17 protein-coding genes are annotated in these 20541 nt (G+C 27.8%); 13 read left to right on the top strand and 4 right to left on the bottom strand.

Annotated features, from left to right (window positions below; all coding sequences use genetic code 11):
* Window positions 1–132 precede the first annotated feature (132 nt).
* Window positions 133–1338 (top strand): NAD(P)/FAD-dependent oxidoreductase, encoded by a 1206-nt coding sequence (locus tag ACAN_RS13500; RefSeq protein WP_099334524.1) that lies wholly within the window; start codon window positions 133–135, stop codon window positions 1336–1338.
* 87 nt (window positions 1339–1425) lie between these two features.
* Window positions 1426–3384, top strand: a complete 1959-nt coding sequence (locus ACAN_RS13505; protein WP_099334523.1) for an EAL domain-containing protein — start codon at window positions 1426–1428, stop codon at window positions 3382–3384.
* A 7-nt stretch (window positions 3385–3391) separates the two neighbouring features.
* On the opposite strand, the gene ACAN_RS13510 is transcribed toward ACAN_RS13505, so the two are convergent.
* Window positions 3392–3685: a hypothetical protein gene (locus ACAN_RS13510; protein ID WP_228150642.1), complete on the bottom strand. Its 294-nt coding sequence runs from the start codon at window positions 3683–3685 to the stop codon at window positions 3392–3394.
* A 151-nt stretch (window positions 3686–3836) separates the two neighbouring features.
* Here ACAN_RS13510 and ACAN_RS13515 point away from each other — a divergent pair, with 151 nt between their 5' ends.
* The 7 genes from ACAN_RS13515 to mreC are packed head-to-tail and all read left to right on the top strand — an operon-like array spanning window position 3837 to window position 10346.
* Window positions 3837–4910: an epoxyqueuosine reductase QueH gene (locus ACAN_RS13515; protein ID WP_099334521.1), complete on the top strand. Its 1074-nt coding sequence runs from the start codon at window positions 3837–3839 to the stop codon at window positions 4908–4910.
* Window positions 4907–5950, top strand: coding sequence for a lipid-A-disaccharide synthase (gene lpxB / locus ACAN_RS13520; RefSeq protein ID WP_099334520.1), 1044 nt, complete (start codon window positions 4907–4909; stop codon window positions 5948–5950). The genes ACAN_RS13515 and lpxB overlap by 4 nt, the downstream gene beginning before the upstream one ends.
* Before the next feature lie 57 nt (window positions 5951–6007).
* On the top strand, window positions 6008–6451 hold the full coding sequence (gene fabZ, locus ACAN_RS13525) for a 3-hydroxyacyl-ACP dehydratase FabZ (protein WP_079577600.1): 444 nt from the start codon (window positions 6008–6010) through the stop codon (window positions 6449–6451).
* Window positions 6452–6464: 13 nt separating this feature from the next.
* Window positions 6465–7247 (top strand): acyl-ACP--UDP-N-acetylglucosamine O-acyltransferase, encoded by a 783-nt coding sequence (gene lpxA, locus ACAN_RS13530; RefSeq protein WP_099334519.1) that lies wholly within the window; start codon window positions 6465–6467, stop codon window positions 7245–7247.
* A 17-nt stretch (window positions 7248–7264) separates the two neighbouring features.
* Window positions 7265–8491, top strand: a complete 1227-nt coding sequence (clpX, locus tag ACAN_RS13535) for an ATP-dependent protease ATP-binding subunit ClpX (RefSeq protein WP_099334518.1) — start codon at window positions 7265–7267, stop codon at window positions 8489–8491.
* A 9-nt stretch (window positions 8492–8500) separates the two neighbouring features.
* A complete protein-coding gene (locus tag ACAN_RS13540) occupies window positions 8501–9529 on the top strand; it encodes a rod shape-determining protein (protein ID WP_079577604.1) in 1029 nt (342 codons plus the stop codon).
* On the top strand, window positions 9522–10346 hold the full coding sequence (gene mreC, locus ACAN_RS13545; protein ID WP_099334517.1) for a rod shape-determining protein MreC: 825 nt from the start codon (window positions 9522–9524) through the stop codon (window positions 10344–10346). Before ACAN_RS13540 ends, mreC begins: the two co-directional genes overlap by 8 nt.
* Here the strand turns inward: mreC and ACAN_RS13550 are convergent.
* Genes ACAN_RS13550 through ACAN_RS13560 form a run of 3 tightly spaced genes read right to left on the bottom strand, consistent with a single transcriptional unit; the run spans window position 10333 to window position 13080 of the window.
* A complete protein-coding gene (locus tag ACAN_RS13550; RefSeq protein ID WP_322863391.1) occupies window positions 10333–11991 on the bottom strand; it encodes a GMC family oxidoreductase in 1659 nt (552 codons plus the stop codon). The two genes, mreC and ACAN_RS13550, sit on opposite strands and share 14 nt — an antisense overlap.
* Window positions 11969–12469 (bottom strand): gluconate 2-dehydrogenase subunit 3 family protein, encoded by a 501-nt coding sequence (locus tag ACAN_RS13555; RefSeq protein WP_099334515.1) that lies wholly within the window; start codon window positions 12467–12469, stop codon window positions 11969–11971. Before ACAN_RS13555 ends, ACAN_RS13550 begins: the two co-directional genes overlap by 23 nt.
* Complete coding sequence (locus ACAN_RS13560) at window positions 12469–13080, bottom strand: riboflavin synthase (RefSeq protein WP_099309895.1); 612 nt, start codon at window positions 13078–13080, stop codon at window positions 12469–12471. The genes ACAN_RS13555 and ACAN_RS13560 overlap by 1 nt, the downstream gene beginning before the upstream one ends.
* Before the next feature lie 218 nt (window positions 13081–13298).
* On the opposite strand from ACAN_RS13560, the gene mnmG reads away from it, so the two are divergent.
* From mnmG to ccoG, 4 genes are all read left to right on the top strand, one after another.
* Entirely contained in the window at window positions 13299–15185 is a 1887-nt protein-coding gene (mnmG, locus tag ACAN_RS13565; RefSeq protein WP_099334514.1) for a tRNA uridine-5-carboxymethylaminomethyl(34) synthesis enzyme MnmG, read from the top strand.
* 125 nt (window positions 15186–15310) lie between these two features.
* Entirely contained in the window at window positions 15311–16261 is a 951-nt protein-coding gene (gene rlmF, locus ACAN_RS13570) for a 23S rRNA (adenine(1618)-N(6))-methyltransferase RlmF (protein WP_099334513.1), read from the top strand.
* Window positions 16262–16547: 286 nt separating this feature from the next.
* Window positions 16548–18923 carry a methyl-accepting chemotaxis protein gene (locus ACAN_RS13575; protein WP_099334512.1) on the top strand — a complete coding sequence of 792 codons (2376 nt, stop codon included), beginning with the start codon at window positions 16548–16550 and terminating at the stop codon, window positions 18921–18923.
* A gap of 153 nt (window positions 18924–19076) precedes the next feature.
* Window positions 19077–20462, top strand: a complete 1386-nt coding sequence (gene ccoG, locus ACAN_RS13580; protein ID WP_099334511.1) for a cytochrome c oxidase accessory protein CcoG — start codon at window positions 19077–19079, stop codon at window positions 20460–20462.
* The last annotated feature ends 79 nt before the right edge of the window (window positions 20463–20541 follow it).

Raw genomic sequence — 20541 nt, forward strand, 5'->3', positions numbered from 1 at the left:
CTCTTTTTTATGTAAAACATGTTTTAATCTAATAATTAATATATAAATATATTTGTTTGACTCTTAGTTACTACTTCATTTAATTATTTTTAAAATTAAGAGTTATATAAAAAAGATGAAAAGGCAACATTAATGAAAAAAATAGTAATCATTGGTGGTGGATATGCAGGAATTTATGCATTAAGAGAATTGGTTAAAAATAAAAATATCAAAATAACACTTATTGATAAACATACATATCATAATTTACAACCAGAAGTTTATGATCTAATAGCAAATAAATCAAACTTTGCAGATGTTACGATTGATTTAACTACTTTATGTATGGGATTTAATCACAACCACCTAGAATTTAAAAATTTAAAAGTAAGAAAAATAGATAAAAAAGATAAAAAAATCTATACAGAAGAAAAAGAGATTGTTGAGTTTGATTATCTAATATTAGCAGCTGGAACAAGAACCTTTTTCCCTCCTCAAGTACCTGGATTAAATCACGCTGATGATATAAAAAAACTTCACAGAGCAATTGTTTTTAAGCAAAGTTTTGAAAAACAACTATTTGAAAAAATAAAAAATGAAGCAAAACAGTGTGCAGACACGCGTATTCTTGTAGTTGGAGCTGGTTTATCAGGGGTTGAAATTGCAGCTGAGATGGCATATTTTTCAAATAAATTCTTTAAAAGAGGGAATTTTTCTTGTGAGAATCTAAAAATATCTTTAGTAAGTAGTTCAGCTAGTATATTGCCAGGACTTACACAACAACTTATAAATATTTCACAAGAAAGATTAAAATCTTTGGGAATAAATATAATAACAAATACAAAACTTGAAAAAGTAGAAGATGGCTACTGTTTTTTATCAAATGGTACCAAAATAAATCACTCTTTTGTAATTTTTACAGGTGGAGTTGAGGCTTCTCCTCTTACTGCTGAGTTAGATATAAAAACAAACCAAAAAGGGCAAGTTATTGTAAATGAACATATGCAAGTACTTGAACATGAAAATATTTATGCCATTGGAGATATTGCTGAAATTAGAAATAATGATGATGAAATAATGCCTCCAAATGTTACTATTGCTAGAATAAGTGGTTCATTAGCAGGAAAAAATGTTTTAAAATCACTGGAAAATAAAACTCTTGTTAAAACTAATCCTAAACTTGATGGAATACTTATCGCACTTGGAGGAGAGTATGCAGCTGGAAATCTTTTTGGACTTATTCATGTAAAGGGTAAACTTGCATATTACATTAAAAAATTTGTTTTTCACTCATATAGAAAACCTTTGCTTAAACTTATTAAACTAGGTTATAATAGATTAAGAAAATTTCAACATTAAATAGCCTAACTGGCTATTTAATAATAAAATAATATCTTAAGTAACAAATGTATACAATACTAGTAAATAAAATAATTTTGGGCACTAATGGAAAAATCAATAACATATAAAAAACTTATCACACGAATAATTCTTCTTACTCTTGTAATTACACTTTCAGTAGCTTTTATTTATGGAGAGTATTTAAAAAGAGATGCTATTGAAAGACTAACTAAGATTGATGCTAAAAAAACCAGCAAACTAATATTTCAATCTTTATACTCAGCAATGGAAAAAGGCTGGACAAAAGAGGATTTAGAAAATATAATTGATAGAGTAAATACTATTGATGATGAGATGATTGTAAATGTTTACAGAAGCCCAATAGTTGCAGAAGTTTATGGAGATATAAAAGCTGATGCAAAAGCAAGAAAAGCAAACCCTTTTGTAAAACAAGCTTTAAATAATGAAGAAGTATTAAATATCATAGATGATAGTATGATTCAATTTTTTTATCCAATTATAGCAGAGCAACAATGCCTAAAGTGCCATACAAATGCAAAAGAAAATGATGTTCTTGGAGTTATTGATATATCTTATCCAATAAATGATTTAAAAGTATCACTATCTACAATGATAAACTTTTTTGCTTTGTTTATTGTTATGTTTTCAATTATTGTATTTTTATCTTTATACTTTGAGTTTGATAAATATTTAGTAAAACCTATAAAAGTATTTGTAGATAAAATAAATGATATTTCTGAAAATAAAGATATAAAACAAAGAGTAAAAATAGATAATAAAATCAAAGAAATAACTTCTATGCAAAAAGTATTTAATAATATGCTTGACTCTTTAGAATATCAGTTTTACAATGATGAATTAACTGACCTTCCAAATAGAAAAAAACTTCTTGAAATAGTAAATAAAGATAAATATGCTTCGTTAATGCTTATAAATATAGATAAATTTCAAGAAATAAATGATTTATATGGTGATGAAGTTGGAAATGAACTATTAGTTTATATTTCAAATATATTAGAAGAAAACTCACCAAAATCTTCAACACTATTTAAACTTCATGCTGATGAATATGCACTATATTATGAACAAGACCTATCTTTAGAAGAGTTAAAAAGTTTAGCTTTATATCTAATAGAGAGCATAGAAAAAAATGCATTTGTAGTAAGAGAAGACAATGAAGCCCATGTAAATGTATCTATTGGTATTGCCTTAGGCAACGAAGCTTTACTTACAAATGCAGATATAGCATTAAAAATAGCAAAAAGAAAAAGACAAAAATTTATTCTTTATGATTCATCAATGAAAATAGAGCATGAATATGAGCAAAATCTTAAATGGGGTAAAAAAATTAAAGATGCCATAAAAGAAGATAGATTTATTCCATTATTTCAGCCAATTGTTGATACGAAAACTCAAGAAGTAGTAAAATATGAATCATTAATAAGAATGGTTGATAAAAACGGTGAGCTAATATCGCCTATTCATTTTTTAAATTTAGCTAAGAAAAATAAACTTTACCCTCAGCTAACAATGATAATGATTAAAAAAACATTTGAAGTATTAAGTAGAATAGATAAAAAAATATCTATAAATTTAAATGTTGATGATATTTTAAATAAAGAAGTTTATGAGTGTATAATTAAACATTTAAAAGTTTCAAATGCTGGACAAAGAGTTGTATTTGAACTTATTGAATCAGAAGGAATTGAGAACTTTGATGAAGTACTTAATTTTATAGAAGATGTTAAGCACTATGGTTGCCAAATCTCTATTGATGATTTTGGTACAGGATACTCAAACTTTGAATATTTAATGAAATTAAAAGTTGATTATATAAAAATAGATGCCTCAATGATAAGAGATATTGACACAAATAGAAATTCTCAGATGGTGACTGAAACAATTATAGATTTTGCTAATAAAATGGGAATAGAAACAATAGCGGAGTTTATTCACTCAAAAAATGTATATGAAAAAGTAAAAGAGATAGGAATACATTACTCTCAAGGATACTACTTTGGTGAACCTACTAGTTTAGACTAGTAGCTAACTAATTCTTTCTAACTTTTATCAAAATACTATTTTGTCTATCTCTAAAGATGATATTTTTATCATCTTTTTCAAAAAGTTTTTTGATAAAATCTTTTTCGTAGCTACTACTTAAATATTGTTTATTAAAACTTTTATAATCTAAGCAACTAAAAGTATCACTACATATTTGATTTTTATACATTTTTAGATTTAATATACTCTTACCAGCAGTAAAAATTTGAACTTGTGTAAAATCTTGATATTTATTTATAAATCCAGTATCATAAAATCTCATAGTTGGAGTTTTAATCAAAATTGTAGCACTGCTACTTTTAACTGGTTGTTTTACTGCACATGCACTAAAAAGTAAAGTAATGATTAAAAAAATATACTTATTTATAGCTTTTCCTTTTGTTTTGGATTATTTTACTATAATTGCGCAAAAATAAGATTAAAGGTTTGTTTTGTTAGTTCACATTTGTTGTTCAGTAGATAGTCACTACTTTTTAGAAAAGATTCAAGAAGAGTATCCAAATGAAGAGTTAGTTGGGTATTTTTATGACCCAAATATTCATCCATATGGTGAGTATAGGTTAAGATATTTAGATGTAGAGTATTCATGTAAAAAATTAGGTATTAAACTTCTTGAGGGTCCATATAATTTAGAACAATGGTTAAAAAAAGTAAAAGGTATGGAACATCTTCCTGAAAAAGGTGATAGATGCACAGTTTGTTATGATGATAGATTAGAAAATAGTGTAAAAAAAGCAATAGAGTTAGGTCATGATAAATTTACAACAACACTATTAATATCTCCTAAAAAATCACAAGAAAAACTTGAAAAAATAGGTGCAAAACTACAAGAAGAGACAGGTTTAGAGTTTATATTTAAAGATTATAGAGCAGGAAATGGTACCCAAGTTCAAGGAGAAGTAGTAAAACAACACTCACTTTATAGACAAAATTATTGTGGTTGTTTATTTGGATTAACTCCTCAAAGAGAAGCACAAAAAAAAGTAATGGATGAGATGTTTAATCCTATCTCAAATCAAATACTTCCAGAATCAATTGAGCAAAGACTTGAACTTTATAAAAAAAGAAATGAACTTGAAGAAAAAAATCAAGAATATAAGATAATAAAACAAAGATTTTTAAACTATCGTTTATTTAATGGAAAAGTTGATATAAATAAACAAACCGTTCCATCATATTTTCTTTTTTATTCTTCAATAAATAGAACAAAAACAAATGGAAGAGTTGAATATACTAAAGATGGTATTTATTATTTAAATAGAGATGAAATAAAAGTATTAAATATAAATAGTTTCAACAAAATAGCACAAACTTCATATAAAAATGTAAAAGAGCTTATGTATAATCCACCTATTATTGAAGATGAATTAAATATAAGAAATAAAATAGTAAATAATCCATATGATTTAAGTGCTGTAATTATTATTGATGAAATAATTGAAGGTAAATTTGAAATAGAACTAAACACACAAACTTATGATGATGTAAAGGAAGAGATTATATGAAAATTTTAGTAAGTGCATTAGAGACTTCATCAAATATTCACTTAAAAGAGTTAAAGAAACATCTTAATGAAGATATTGAACTTGTTGGTGTATTTGATAAAGAGTTAGGAAATCCTATTTATGATCTAACTGCCCTTGCAATCATGGGATTTATAGATGCATTAAAAAAATTAAAATTTTTTTTTAAATTAAGAGATGAGTTAGTAGAACTTGCAAAAGATTGTGATAAAGTTTTACTTATGGATAGTTCAGGCTTTAATCTTCCTTTAGCAAAAAAGCTTAAACAAACTTATCCAAATAAAGAGATTATTTACTATATCTTACCTCAAGCTTGGGCATGGAAGAAAAAAAGAGTAGAAAAACTTCAACAATACTGTACAAAACTTTGTTCGATTATTCCTTTTGAACAAGAGTTATACTCAAATAAAAAGATGATAAGTTATGTGGGGCATCCACTTTTAGATGAGATAACCCAATTTAAACACTCATATGAAAAAACAGATAAGATTGTTTTTATGCCAGGAAGTAGAAAAACAGAGATAATAAATCATATGCCAGTATTTAGACAAATTGCAAGATCAATTCCAAATAAACAACACATACTAATTATTCCCTCAAAATTTGATGATGCTTATATTAAAAAAACTTATGGAGATATAAGTGATTTTGTTGTTTCAAATGACGCTCATCAAAGTTTAATAGATGCAGAGTTTGGTTTTATTTGTTCAGGCACTGCAACACTTGAAGCAAGTTTAATTGGAACTCCTTTTGTTATGTCTTATGTAGCCAAAAAATTTGATTATTTTTTAGGAAGAATGTTTGTAAAACTTCCATATATTGGTTTGGCAAATATCTTTTTTGACAAAATGGGAAAAGATGCAATTCATAAAGAGTTTTTTCAAGAAGAAGTTACTAGTAAAAATCTTTTAGATGAATACACAAATATGAATAAAAATAGATTTTTAGATAATTCAAAAGTGTTAAGAGAATATTTAAAAAATGGTAGTTCAAAAAATGTTGCTCAAATAATACAAAACTAATTTTTTTTTAGCTAAAATATGTGACTATTTTAAACACACAATATTAGGATAATAAGAATGTTAGATGTTATGGAAATTCAAGAGATATTACCTCATAGGTATCCCTTTTTATTAGTTGATAGAATCACTGATATGGAAAAAAGAAAAAGCATCACTGGATATAAAAATATATCAATTAGTGAGCCTGCTTTTATGGGACACTTTCCAGGTCATCCAATTTACCCTGGAGTATTAATTCTTGAAGGTATGGCACAAGCTGGTGGAGTTTTAGCACTAAAAAGCAATGACCTTTCAGCAGAAGAACTTAAAAATAAAGTTATTTACTTTATGAGTATAGATAAAGCAAAATTTAGAACTCCTGTTAAACCAGGTGATAAACTAGAATATAAAATTGAAATTTTAAAATTAAGAGGTACATTAATTGTACTTGATGGAAAAGCTTATGTTGATGATAAGCTAGTTGCTGAGGCTGAGTTAAAAGCTATGGTTGTAGATAAATAAATTTAGGTTTGATATGAACAACATTCATAAGACAGTTATAATTGAAGATGGAGCACAAATAGGAAAAGATGTAACTATTGGTGCTTATACAATTATAGGTAAAGATACAAAAATCGGTGATGGTACAAAGATTGGTTCACATTCATTAATTGAGGGTAAAACAACAATAGGTAAAAATAATGAAATTTTTTCCCATGTAACATTAGGTTCTATTCCTCAAGATTTAAAATTCAATGGTGAGGATGTAGAGCTAATTATTGGTGATAATAATAAAATTAGAGAGTATACATTATTTAATCCTGGAACAATTGGTGGTGGTAGTAAAACAGTTATTGGAAATAACAATTTATTTATGGGATATACACATGTTGCCCATGATTGTATCATAGGAAATGATTGTATTTTTGCAAATGTAGCAACATTAGCTGGTCATGTAGAGTGTGGTGATTCAGTTGTTGTTGGTGGTTTAACTCCTGTTCATCAATTTTGTAAACTAGGAAGCTATTCTATGGTTGGTGGTGGGTCTGTGGTAACACAAGATATTCCTCCATTTTGTTTAGCTGAGGGTAATCGTGCTGTATTAAGAGGTTTAAATCTAACTGGTTTAAGAAGAAGACTTGATAATAGAGAAGATATAGATGAAATAAAAAAAGCTTATAAAGCAATATTTCAATCAAAAGAGTCTATTTCAGATGTTGCAAAAAGATTACTTCAAGAGAGTAATAATAAATATGTAAAAGAGTTAGCTCAATTTGTTGTTGATACAAAAAGAGGAATACCTTTTAATAGAAAATAGTGGAGAGTTGATAAAATATGAGTAAAATAAAATGTGACTTTTGTGGAGTAACGGAATCAAAAGATAATCCAATAATTGCAGGTGAAAATGGATATATTTGTAAAGGGTGTGTAACTGCTGCACATGATATCCTAAACGGAAATGAACCACAAGATAATAATCTATCTGAAGAAGAACTAGAAGAAGCAAAAGAAGAAGTGAAACTTAGAACTCCTGCTGAGTTAAAAGAGATTTTAGATGATTATGTAGTTGGACAAAATAGAGCGAAAAAAGTTTTATCTGTAGCAGTATATAACCATTATAAAAGAATTTTTAGAAAAGATTTAGATCATGAGGATGATACAGAAATTAATAAATCAAATGTTTTATTAATTGGTCCAACAGGAAGTGGGAAAACACTACTTGCACAAACAATAGCAAAACATCTTGATGTTCCTTTAGCAATAGCAGATGCTACATCTTTAACAGAAGCTGGTTATGTAGGTGATGATGTTGAAAATGTAATTACTAGACTTTTACAAGCTGCAGATGGTGATGTAAAAAAAGCTGAAAAAGGCATTATCTTTATTGATGAAGTTGATAAAGTTGCAAGAATGAGTGAAAATAGATCTATTACAAGAGATGTATCTGGAGAGGGTGTACAACAAGCACTTCTTAAAATTGTTGAGGGTTCTTCTATAAATGTTCCTCCAAAAGGTGGAAGAAAACATCCTGGGCAAGATGCAATTCAAGTAGATACAACAAATATTTTATTTATCTGCGGGGGCGCTTTTGATGGGCTTGAAGAGATAATTAAGAAAAAACAAGGTGCAAATGTACTTGGATTTAATCAAGAAAAGAAAACTACTAAAGATAAACAAGATATAATATCTGATGTAGAAGCACATGACTTAGTTAAATATGGATTAATCCCTGAACTTATTGGAAGACTTCATATGATTGCAACCTTAAATGAGATAAGTGAAGATGATATGGTTCATATCTTAACTGAACCAAAAAATGCCTTAGTAAAACAATATATCAAACTATTTAAAATGGATGAAGTTGAGCTATGTTTTGAGGAAGATGCCTTAAAAGAAGTAGCAAAAAAAGCAATTGAAAGAAAAACAGGGGCTAGAGGTCTTAGATCAATTCTTGAAGATATTATGTTAGATATTATGTATGATTTACCTTTATACAAAGATAAAAAAATTACAATTACTAAAGATGTAGTATTAAAAGAAAAAGAAGTAGAAGTAGCATAAAGGATAACAATGTTAAATAAATTAATAGGTCTATTTTCAAATGATATGGCTATAGATTTAGGAACTGCAAATACTGTTGTTTCTATTAGAGGGAAAGGTATTATTATAAATGAACCTTCTGTTGTTGCTGTTCAGCATGATAGATATGGAAAAGATAAAATATTAGCTGTTGGGCAAGAAGCTAAACAGATGATTGGTAAAACCCCATTAAATATCCAAGCTGTAAGGCCTATGAAAGATGGTGTAATAGCTGATTTTGAAATGACTGAGAGAATGATTAGATATTTTATTGAAAAAGCTCACTCAAGAAAATCATTTATTAGACCTAGAATTATTATTTGTATCCCATTTGGAATTACTCAAGTTGAGAAAAAAGCTGTAAAAGAGTCTGCAATTAGTGCAGGAGCTAGAGAAGTATTCTTAGTTGAAGAACCAATGGCAGCTGCAATTGGAGCAGGAATTCCAGTATCTGACCCATCTGGATATGTTGTAGTTGATATTGGTGGAGGTACAACTGAAATTGGTGTAACTTCACTTGGTGGTTTAGTTCTTTGCAAATCAATCAAAGTTGCAGGAGATAGATTTGATAAAGCAATTATGGATTATGTAAGACAAAACTATAATCTTTATATTGGTGAAAGAACAGCTGAAAGCATCAAAATAGAGATTGGTACTGCAATAAAACTTGAAAAAGAGTTGAAAATCAAAGTAAAAGGTAGAGATAACTCTGGATTACTTTCTACAATCGAGTTAGGAAGTGAAGGTGTTAGAACTGCAATTAAAGAACCACTAAAAGAGATTGTTTCAGCAGTGAAAAGTGTACTAGAGGACATGCCACCTGATTTAGCAAGTGATATTGTTGACAATGGAGTTATCCTAACTGGTGGTGGAGCACTAATAAAAGGTCTTGATACATATTTAGCAGATATTATTAAACTACCAGTTAAAGTTGCCGATGAACCACTTCTAGCAGTAGCTTATGGGACAAGTAATGTACTTAATCAATCGGAGCTATTAAAACTGATAACTAATGAATAAGTTAATCTTCTTTATTCTTTTTCTAGCCATAAGTTTGTTATACATCCTAGATGTAAACAAACTTTTAGGTGAAAAATTTACTTTATTTAATAATATAAAAGAGTTTTATATTCATAAAGTAGTAAAAATAACTAACTTCACAGAAAAATATTTTTATCAAGCAAGTACAATTGAAGAATTAAAACAAGAGAATGAAAAACTAAAAGAGTTTAGACTTCTTTATGAAAGTAAAAATCAAAAACTAACTGATTTAATAAATAGTATAAAAAGATTAAAACCAGTAGATGAAAAACTTATTCAAACAAGGGTTTTATCATATGTTGAATTTGATGACTTTACAAAAGTTTGGTTAGATAAAGAGAAATTAGATGACCAAATCTCAGGCTTAGTTATTGATGATTATGCAGCTGGAATAGTAGTTAGAAAAAATGATAAAGCTCTTGCTTTACTAAATGGAAATGAAAAATCAAATTATGCTGTATATATAGGAAAAAATAAGGCCCCTGGAATCACGCATAGTATCAAAAAAAGCAAATATATTGTTGCCAAGTATATTCCTATTTGGATTGATATTAGTGTAGGAGATGAAGTAATTACATCAGGAATGGATAATATCTTTTTTAAAGGCTTAAAAGTTGGAAAAGTTGTATCTATAAACAAAATGCCAGATATGCAAGAAGCTGTAATAGAACCTTATGCAAAAGTTTTAAAAAGAAGATTTTTTTATATTTATACTTCTAAACTTTTAGAAAAAGAAGAAAAAAGTGAAGATAAAACTGCTAATCTTAAAGAAGAAAAAAAGATTAAGAAACAATAGCTTTTATATAATCAGCCACCCTAAAAGAGTTAGCATAAATAGTCCAAGTATGAGGAACACTTCCTCCTGTTGGCATAAAACTTCCATCTGTAACAAATAAGTTTTTCAAATCATGACTTTGACAATATTTATTTAAAACCGAACTTTTTTTGTTATTACCAAATCTACAACCACCTGCTTGAAGATTTTGAGAGGGCAATGCACTCATATTGACTTTAATATTTTTTCCACCCATCTTTTCTAATACTTTTTTTGCCTTTGAAGCTAAAAAATTTGCAGCTTTTAAATCTTGTTTATGTGCACCAATTCTAATATTTGCAACGGGTATTCCATACTTATCTTTATATTTTTCATCAACACTTACAAAACAGTTATCATTTGGTGTCCAGTCTGTAAAAACTTCAAAGTTCAAAACTCTTTTTTGAGTAAAATTCTTATAAATATTCTCTTGTAAAGCTTCACCAAATAAAAAATTATCTTCAGCATCTTTTTTATAAAGGTTTGCTTTTCTTATAGGATTTGCATGGTCAAACAAAAAATCAATAGTTCCACCTTTAAATTTTGAAGTATAATACCAATCTTTTAATGCCCTATTTACAAATAAACCTTGCGTAAAAAGCTCTTCATGATTTAATTTTTCATTCTCACTAAACTCTGCACTTCCTATTCCTCCACCTGTAAAAATCATATTTTTACCAACTTGTTTTGAACTATTTGCAAGACCATCAGGATAAAAGTTGTTTTTGGAATTTAATAAAAGTCTTGAAGTTTCTACAGCTTGGGCAGCCAAAACAAATATTTTTGCTTGAATTATTTGTGTTTTTTTATTTTTTGTATAATAGTAAGCTTTTGTAACTTTTGATTTATTACTATTTAGTTTATAAACAAAGGCATTTGCTTTTATAGTTAAATTATTTGTTTTCAAAGCATCAACTAAAAGTGAAGCCCTTGCACTTGATTTTGCACCACTACTACATCCATAGCTTCCACAAAAATTTGAGTAATAACAAGATTTTCTATGATTTTTATCTTCACTTATAATTGCTCTTGGAACCTTATAAGAGGTATAACCTAACTCTTCACAAGCCTTATCAAAAAGTTTTGTAATAGGATGTTCTTTTAAAGGTTTAAAAGCATAGTTTTGTTTACTTCTTGGTTCTTGATGTTCATAGTTTGTAACTTCTCCTGAAACACCTACAACTTCTTCAACTTTTGTGTAATACTTTTCTAAATCATCATATGATATTGGCCAATCTACTATATTTGAATTTTTAGTTTTTCCATAAACACTTTTTAACTTAAAATCTTTTGGTTTTAATCTATGAAAGTAGCCACTCATTAGATTTGAAGAGCCGCCAAGTAAACTTCCATTCCACCAATTCCAAGCTGTTTCGTAAGTGGGAAATTTGACCCATTTTTTATTTACAAACTCTTCTATTGTATGGTATTGCTCTTTTAAATTTGGAGTTAATACACTTTTTCGAACAAAAGCTAATTCATCTTTTGAGAAATCATTTTCAGTATAAATAGAACCTTTTTCTAAAATTACAACTTTTTTACCTGCTTTGCTAAGTTCATAAGCAATAGGTGCTGCTCCTGCACCACTTCCTATAATACAAATATCATAAACCATCAGTTTTTCCATATTTAACTTTAGGTCTTGGCTCTCCTGCTTGAAATTTCAAAGCTTCATATGCTATTTGATTTTTATTTCCACCATATATAGGATCACTAAGCATTGCTTCTATACCATAATATATTAAATAAGATAACCAGTTTTGACCATATGAGTTTTGTGAAACTTGCTTAATAATTCTATTCTTTTCTTCAAGTGAAGCTTTTAAAAATTTAGGAAAAGATGAGTTAAAATCTTTTGCACCTTGTAGTAAATAGTTTAAATCATCTTTATCAAAAGTTTTATGATTTATATTTTTCAATAAATAATCAACTGCGCCAAATTCACTTGCACTTGGCATATGTTTAGTTTTTGGAAAAACTATTTCCAAAACCTCTTCAATCACTGACCATGAAAGAGAATTTTTAGCATCAAATAGCCCTTTTGCATTTAGCAAAGCTGTTGCACTAAAAAGTGAACTATTTACTAAAAATACTCTTCTATGCATTAATAACTAGCCATAATACTATCAACATCATCCCAAGATAATTTCTTTTCATTACTTTTGAACATATTGAAAATATATCTTGCAAACATATCTGTTTCTAAATTTACTTTTGTTCCAACTTTATAAGTTTTAAACAAAGTATTTTCTATAGTGTGTGGAATAATTGTAAGCCTAAAACTTTTATCATAAACATCATTTACAGTAAGAGAAACTCCATCAATAGAAATACTTCCTTTTGGAATTATATATTTAGAATAATCTTTTGGCAAACTTATAATAAAATCTGTTGATGTTCCATTTTTCTTTATTGAACTAACAGTTCCCAAGCAATCAATATGCCCTTGAACAATATGTCCCTCAAATCTATCACCCATCATCATTGCAGGCTCAATATGAACCTTTCCTCTATAGTTTTCCATTGCTAAGATTCTTTGTGATTCTAAAGATAATTCAACAGTAAAAGTACCCGTTGCAACTCTTACAACTGTTAAACAAGCACCATTTACAGCAATTGAATCACCTATTTTTGGTTTATACTCTGCTTTTAATGTCAAAAAACCATTTTTTAAGCTTAAAACATCAGCCATTTCTCTAATTAATCCTGTAAACACATAAATCCTTCAACAATTATTTGATAGAGTCCAAAATATTTGGAATAATTACAATTTTTTGGTATGATACCAAAAAATTATTGAGAAGCAAATTTTAATAAATTTTACGATAAAGAATAACTGCTTCAATTACTTTTAGAACTTAAGTGAAAACAGAAAAGCCTATCTTTGAAACTAACTGTTTTTTAAAATAAATACATATTTTTTACGGAGACAAAATGAACTATGACATTATCGTCGTTGGAGGCGGACACGCTGGAATAGAAGCTTCACTAGCTAGTGCAAGAATGGGTAAAAAAACTCTTTTAATCACTATGCTAGTTGAACAAATCGGAGCAGCTTCATGTAATCCAGCAATTGGAGGACTTGCCAAAGGGCACTTAGTAAGAGAACTAGATGCACTTGGTGGAGAAATGGGACTTTGTACAGATGCAACTGGAATTCAATTTAGAGTTTTAAATGCTTCAAAAGGTGCAGCAGTACAAGGAAGTCGTGCGCAAATTGACATGGACAAATATAGATATTACATGAGAGAAGTATGCCACAAAACTGCTAATTTGGAAATTTATCAAGATGAAGTAACTTCACTTATTTTAGATGAAAATGGTGATGTTATTGGAGTAAAAACAAAATTAACAGAAGAATTCTTAGCAAAAAAAGTTATTCTTACAACTGGTACTTTTATGAAAGGTCTTATTCATATAGGACAAAACCAGTATGAAGCAGGAAGAGCTTGGGAACTTCCATCAACAACACTATCTACACAATTAAAACAGATGGGATTAAATGTAGGAAGACTAAAAACAGGAACACCTTCAAGAATTGATTCAAATTCTATTGATTTTTCTGTTATGGAAAAGCATGGAGGTGATGAGAAGCCTACACCTTTCTCATTTAGAACAGATAAAAGTAAATTTAATCCTACACAATATCCATGTTATATTACATACACAAATATGGGAACTCACTCAACAATTAGTTCAAACTTTGATAGAGCTCCTTTATTTACAGGGCAAATCAAAGGCAATGGACCAAGATACTGTCCAAGTATTGAAGATAAAGTAAATAGATTTAGTGAAAGAGATAGACATCAGCTATTTTTAGAACCTCAAACTGCGATGTGTACAGAATATTATATCAATGGACTTAGTACTTCTTTACCTATTGATGTTCAAAAACAGATGGTACATTCAATCAAAGGTTTAGAAAACGCAAAAATTATAAGATATGGATATGCAATTGAGTATGATTATGTTGATCCAACAGAATTAAAACATACATTAGAGACAAAAAAAGTAAATAATTTATATCTTGCTGGACAAATCAATGCAACAACTGGATATGAAGAAGCTGCTTCTCAAGGACTAATGGCAAGTATAAATGCATGTTTATCAATTGATAATAAAGAACCTTTAATACTAAGACGAGACGAAGCGTATATTGGAGTTTTAATCGATGATTTAGTAACTAAAGGTACAAATGAACCTTATAGAATGTTTACAAGTAGAGCAGAATATAGATTACTTTTAAGAGAAGAAACAGCTGATTTAAGACTTAGTAAATATGGATATGAACTTGGACTTATTGATGATAAAACTATGTCAAAAATAGAGAATAAAAGAGAAGTAATAAACAATGCAATCTCTTTTATGGAAAATGAATGGTTTACTTCAAAAAAAGAGAATCTTGAACTTTTATCAAAATTAGGTGAAGATAAGATTAAAGACCGAGCTTTATTGATTGATATTGTAGGAAGAAATACCGTAACATCTGAAAAATTTGACGAATTAGTGCCATCACTTAAAGATGTTGAACCCTACTTAAAAGAACAAATCATTATTGAAGCAAAATATTACAGATATGTAAAAAAACAAGAAAAACAGATAGAAAAAATGCAAAAAATGCTTAAATTAAAAATTCCAGAAGATTTTAACTACAATGAAATTCCTGGATTATCAAATGAAGTAATAGAGAAGCTTCAAAAATCAAAACCACCTACACTATTCAATGCAAGTGAAATTTCAGGAATAACACCTGCTGCAATTGATGTTTTACATATGTATATGAATATAAATATCAAAAACAAATTCTCAGAACAAGAGTAAGAATATACTCTCAATATTGAGAATATAAATAACTACTTCAAATAGAGATTGAGCTTTAGTTTTATGATAACTTTTAAAGCTCAATCTATAGATTTAGATTAAAATAAAATTATAAGATAAATAAAATGGCATATAAAGAGCATAAAAAAAGTTTACATCCAAGAAGTTTTCACAATAATAGATATGATTTTCCTCAACTATTAAAAAGTTTACCAAAACTTAAAAACTATGTATTTAAAAATAAATATGATGAATTATCAATTGATTTTTCAAATGCAAAAGCTGTTTTAACTTTAAATAAAGCACTGCTTTCACATTTTTATAATATAAAAGAGTGGTCAATACCAGATGGTTACTTATGTCCTCCAATTCCAGGACGAGCTGATTATCTTCACTATATTGCTGATGTTTTAGCAAAATCAAATAATAATAAAATACCAAAAGGTTCTAATATTAAAGGTCTTGATATTGGTATTGGTGCTAATTGTATTTATCCAATAATTGGTAATAGTGTTTATGGTTGGTCTTTTGTTGGTAGCGATATTGAAGAAGAGTCTATAAAATCATCTCAAAAAATCATAGAGTCAAATAACTCTTTAAAAGGCAATGTTCACTGTAGAATACAAACAAGCCATGATAATATATTTGCAGGTATTATTAAAGAAAATGATAGATTCGATTTTACTTTATGTAACCCTCCTTTTCATAAATCACAAGCCCAAGCCCAAGAGGGAAGTAAAAGAAAAGTTCAAAACCTTACAAAACAAGTAGTAAAAAAAGCTTCTTTAAATTTTGCTGGAAAAAGCAATGAGCTTTGGTGTAAAGGTGGAGAAGTAGCCTTTATAAAAACCATGATAAAACAAAGTAAGCTCTATTCTAAGAACTGTTTTTGGTTTAGTACAATCGTATCAAAAAAGGATAATTTAAAATTTATCTATGATACATTGGATTATGTAAAACCAATAGAGTATGAAACTATAAAAATGAAACATGGACAAAAGATTAGTAGAATAATCATTTGGACTTTTCTTACAAAAGAAGAACAAAAACAGTGGGCTTCAAAATGGCAAGATTAACAGTAATATCAGCTGTAATTTATGTTTTACATATGAAGATATAAAATAAAAAAAACACACCTAATTATTATTTTAATGTGTTAAAAATGAACTAGTAATTTTAAAAATATAAATGTTTCTTAATAGTTAATATATTTTATATAAAAAATAAATTTTAATAATAAAATAAATAGATATATTAAAATTCAAATATTATTTCACCTTACTTTTTTAAATTCAATTATTGGGTTTTCTTATAAAAAATGATATAATATTTGTAAATTTTTAAACAAAAGAGGGAGAATTTATGTTTTCAAATTGGACGTTTGCGAAAAAACTTTTGGTTAGTGTGCTATCTATTGTACTACTATCTTCTGTCATTAGTATTTTTTTAATATCATCAAATACTTATAACTCTTCAGAAAAATCTTCTAAGAAATATATTAATACCCTTGCAAATAAATATGCTTTTGAATCAAAGCAGGATTTAGAAAAAGCATTAACATCAGTTAGTTCTTTAGCTAGTGTTATAAAACAAATGTATGAAAACAATAGTTATTCAAAAGAGTTAATTACAAGTATTACAAAAGATATGCTAGTAAATGCTGATTTTGCCCTTGCAATGGCAGTTGATTTAGATCCAAATATACTTTTTGAAAATGACTTATCATCAGCTAGTACAGATGGCCATGATAAAGAAGGTAGATTTGCTCCTTATTTATACAAATCAAACTCTAAAATAATATTAGAGGGTCTTACTACTGTATCTGAGGGTAGAGAGTGGGTAGATGTTCCAAGACAAACACAAAAAGCTTATGTAACAGAACCATATAATTATGAAGTTGATGGGAAAAATGTATTAATGGTTACTGTTTCAGCTCCAATTATTACATCAAAAAATAAATTCTTAGGAGCTACTACTATTGATATTTCTTTAGATAGCTTAGTTGATAAAATCGGAAAAATTAAGATTTTTGAGACTGGATATGGATTTTTATTATCTGATAAAGGAACAATTGTAGGCCATCCAGATAAAACTGTATTAACAAAAAATGTATCTGATAACAAAGAGTATACACAAGCACAAGATATAATAAAATCTATAAATGATAATAAAACTTTTAATTATGAAAGAAAAACACCTACAACAAACACTTACTCTTACTATCATATAGAACCTTTTGAACTTGGAAAAAGTGATGTAAAATGGGCACTTGGTCTTACAATGCCAAGAGATGAATACTTAAAAGATGCAAATGATTTGCAACTATTTTCTATAATAATTGGTATTGTTAGTTTTATTGTTGTTGCTTTTGTTATATTAATTGGAACAAGAACACTAAGTAAAAATCTTACTACAATTACTAATGGCTTAGAATCATTTTTTAAATACTTAAATAAAGAGAATAAAGAACATACAAAAATTGAAATTAACTCAAATGATGAGTTTGGTAAAATGTCAAAAATGATAAATGACAATATAAATCAAACGCAAGAGTTAATTGAACAAGATAATAAATTAATTCAAAATGTTAAAGAAGTAGTTACACAAGTAAAAAATGGACACTTAAAACATAGAATTAATACTTCAACACAAAATCAAAGTTTAGAAGAGTTAAAAGTAATATTCAATGAAATGATAGAAGCTGTTTCTACTAATATATCTGATGACTTAAATAAAATAGAAGAAGCATTAAGCAAATATCAAAAACTTGACTTTACATATAGAATTAAAGATGCAAGTGGGAAAACTGTAGATGGTTTTAATGCACTTGCAAATATAATAAATGAAATGTTAGTTGAAAATAAAACAAATGGTTTGACTTTACAAGATAGTGCTAATATTTTATTATCAAATGTAGATACTTTAAGTCAATCTTCAAACGAAGCAGCTGCTAGTATTGAAGAGACAGCTGCTGCTATTGAACAAATAACAGCAAATATTACACACAATAATGAAAATGTATTAAAAATGGCTCAAAATGCAAATATATTAAAAAATTCAGCAACTGAGGGTGAAACTTTAGCTTCACAAACAACTATTGCAATGGATGAAATAAATACACAAGTAACATCAATAAATGATGCTATAACAGTAATTGACCAAATTTCATTTCAAACAAATATATTATCACTAAACGCAGCAGTTGAAGCTGCAACTGCTGGAGAAGCAGGAAAAGGTTTTGCTGTTGTTGCAGGTGAAGTAAGAAATCTTGCAAGTAGAAGTGCGCAAGCTGCTAAAGAGATTAAAGCCATAGTTGAAAATGCTACAGTAAAAGCAAATAATGGTAAAGATATTTCAGATAAGATGATACATGGATACAAAAATTTAAATGAAAATGTAGCAAAAACCTTAGAATTAATCGATGATATTTCAAATGCAAGTAAAGAGCAAAGTACAGGAATAACTCAAATTAATGATGCTGTAAATATGTTAGATAGACAAACACAACAAAATGCATCAATTGCAAATGATACAAAAGACATTGCTAATCAAACACAAATAATTGCAAATGAGATTGTTGAAGAAACAAATAAAAAAGAGTTTTTAGGAAAAGAGAGTACAAAAGCAAAAAAAATAAAAAACTCTATAATAGATACAAAAAGTAAAAAAGATTATAATCCTTTAAAAAAAGAAGAAGTAATCAACTCAAATAAAAATGAAGATTGGGAAAGTTTTTAAACTTTCTTTCTTCATATTTTTTTCTTAAAAAAACAAATTAATCCAATATAATCATTTATTATAAGTTATACTTATGTTTACTTATGTTTATTATAAGGTTGTTTTATATACAATTATTGTAACAATACTGTTACTATATTAAAGGAAAAGATTATGAGTCAAGAAAAAAACGAATACTTAAAAAAGACTCCTTATAGAATAAAAAGATATTATGCATATGTTTTAGCGACAATTGTTGCTTTAGTTGTACCTTTTATAAGAATCGATGGTAATCACATTTTTTTATTATCATTTGATAAAAAACAATTGCATTTATTAGGTGTAGCATTTGATATGCAAGAACTTTACTTAATGCCATTTTTATTAATGCTACTATTTTTAGGAATTTTTGCTGCTACTTCAATTGGGGGAAGAGCATGGTGTGGTTGGGCCTGTCCACAAACAATTTTTAGGGTCATTTATAGAGATTTAATTGAAACAAAACTTTTAGGTCTTAGAAGAATAAAAAATAAACAAAAAGAACCAAACTGGAAAAAAGCTGAAAATGCTTCAAAAAGATTACTTGCCATATTAATATGGTCTGTTTTAGCTTTAGTTGCAGCTGCTGATTTTATGTGGTACTTTGTTCCACCTGAAGATTTTTTTGCATATTTACAAAACCCTATGGATCATATGTTTTTAATTGGTTTTGTTTTAGCAATTGCTGCTTTTTTAATCTATGATGTTATCTTCTTAAAAGAAGATTTCTGTGTTTATGTATGTCCTTACTCAAGGGTTCAATCTGTACTATATGATAACAATACATACCAAGCAATTTACTCTACTAACAGAGGTGGTAATATCTATAATGATAAAAATGATAAAGTTATTTTCAAACAAAAAGATTTACCAGATGAAAAAAATGAGTGTACCACATGTGAAGCCTGTGTAACTGTCTGTCCTACACATATTGATATTAGAAAAGGTTTACAACTTGAATGTATTAACTGCTTAGAGTGTGTTGATGCATGTACAACTGTTATGGGTAAACTTGGAAAACCTTCACTTGTTCAATGGTCAAGTACAAATGAGATTAAGCACAATAAAGAAACAAAAGTTGTTAGAAAATCAACTATTATGTACACAGTTGCTTTATTAGTTGTAGTTGCTTTACTATTTATAATGGGTGGGAAAAAAGAGCATATGCTTTTAAATATTAATAAAACTACTGAATTATATAAAATAAAAGAAGATAATGAAGTTGCAAATAACTTCTTATTTTTATTCCAAAATACTGATTCAAAAAGACATACTTATGATTTAGAAGTAGTAGGAAATGATGACATTGTAATTGAAAGATTTAAACCTTTTTCTCTTGCACCAAATAAATTAAGAAAAAAAGTTGTTGTATTAAGTACTAAAAAAAGATTAGTTACTGATAACTCAAAAGATACTCCAATTACTATTACAATAAGAGCATTTGCAAAAGATGACCCTAAAAAAATCAGCGTTATTAGAGAAGCTGTATTTATTTATCCAAGAGCAGACAAATTTAAATAATTAAGTAAAAGAGAAAAACTCTCTTTTGCTTAACTTCTTCTTAATTCAAACTACGATATAATCGCGAAATTATTATTAT

Origin of the sequence: Malaciobacter canalis (assembly GCF_008000835.1) — a bacterium.
GTDB classification, from domain to species: Bacteria; Campylobacterota; Campylobacteria; order Campylobacterales; family Arcobacteraceae; genus Malaciobacter; species Malaciobacter canalis.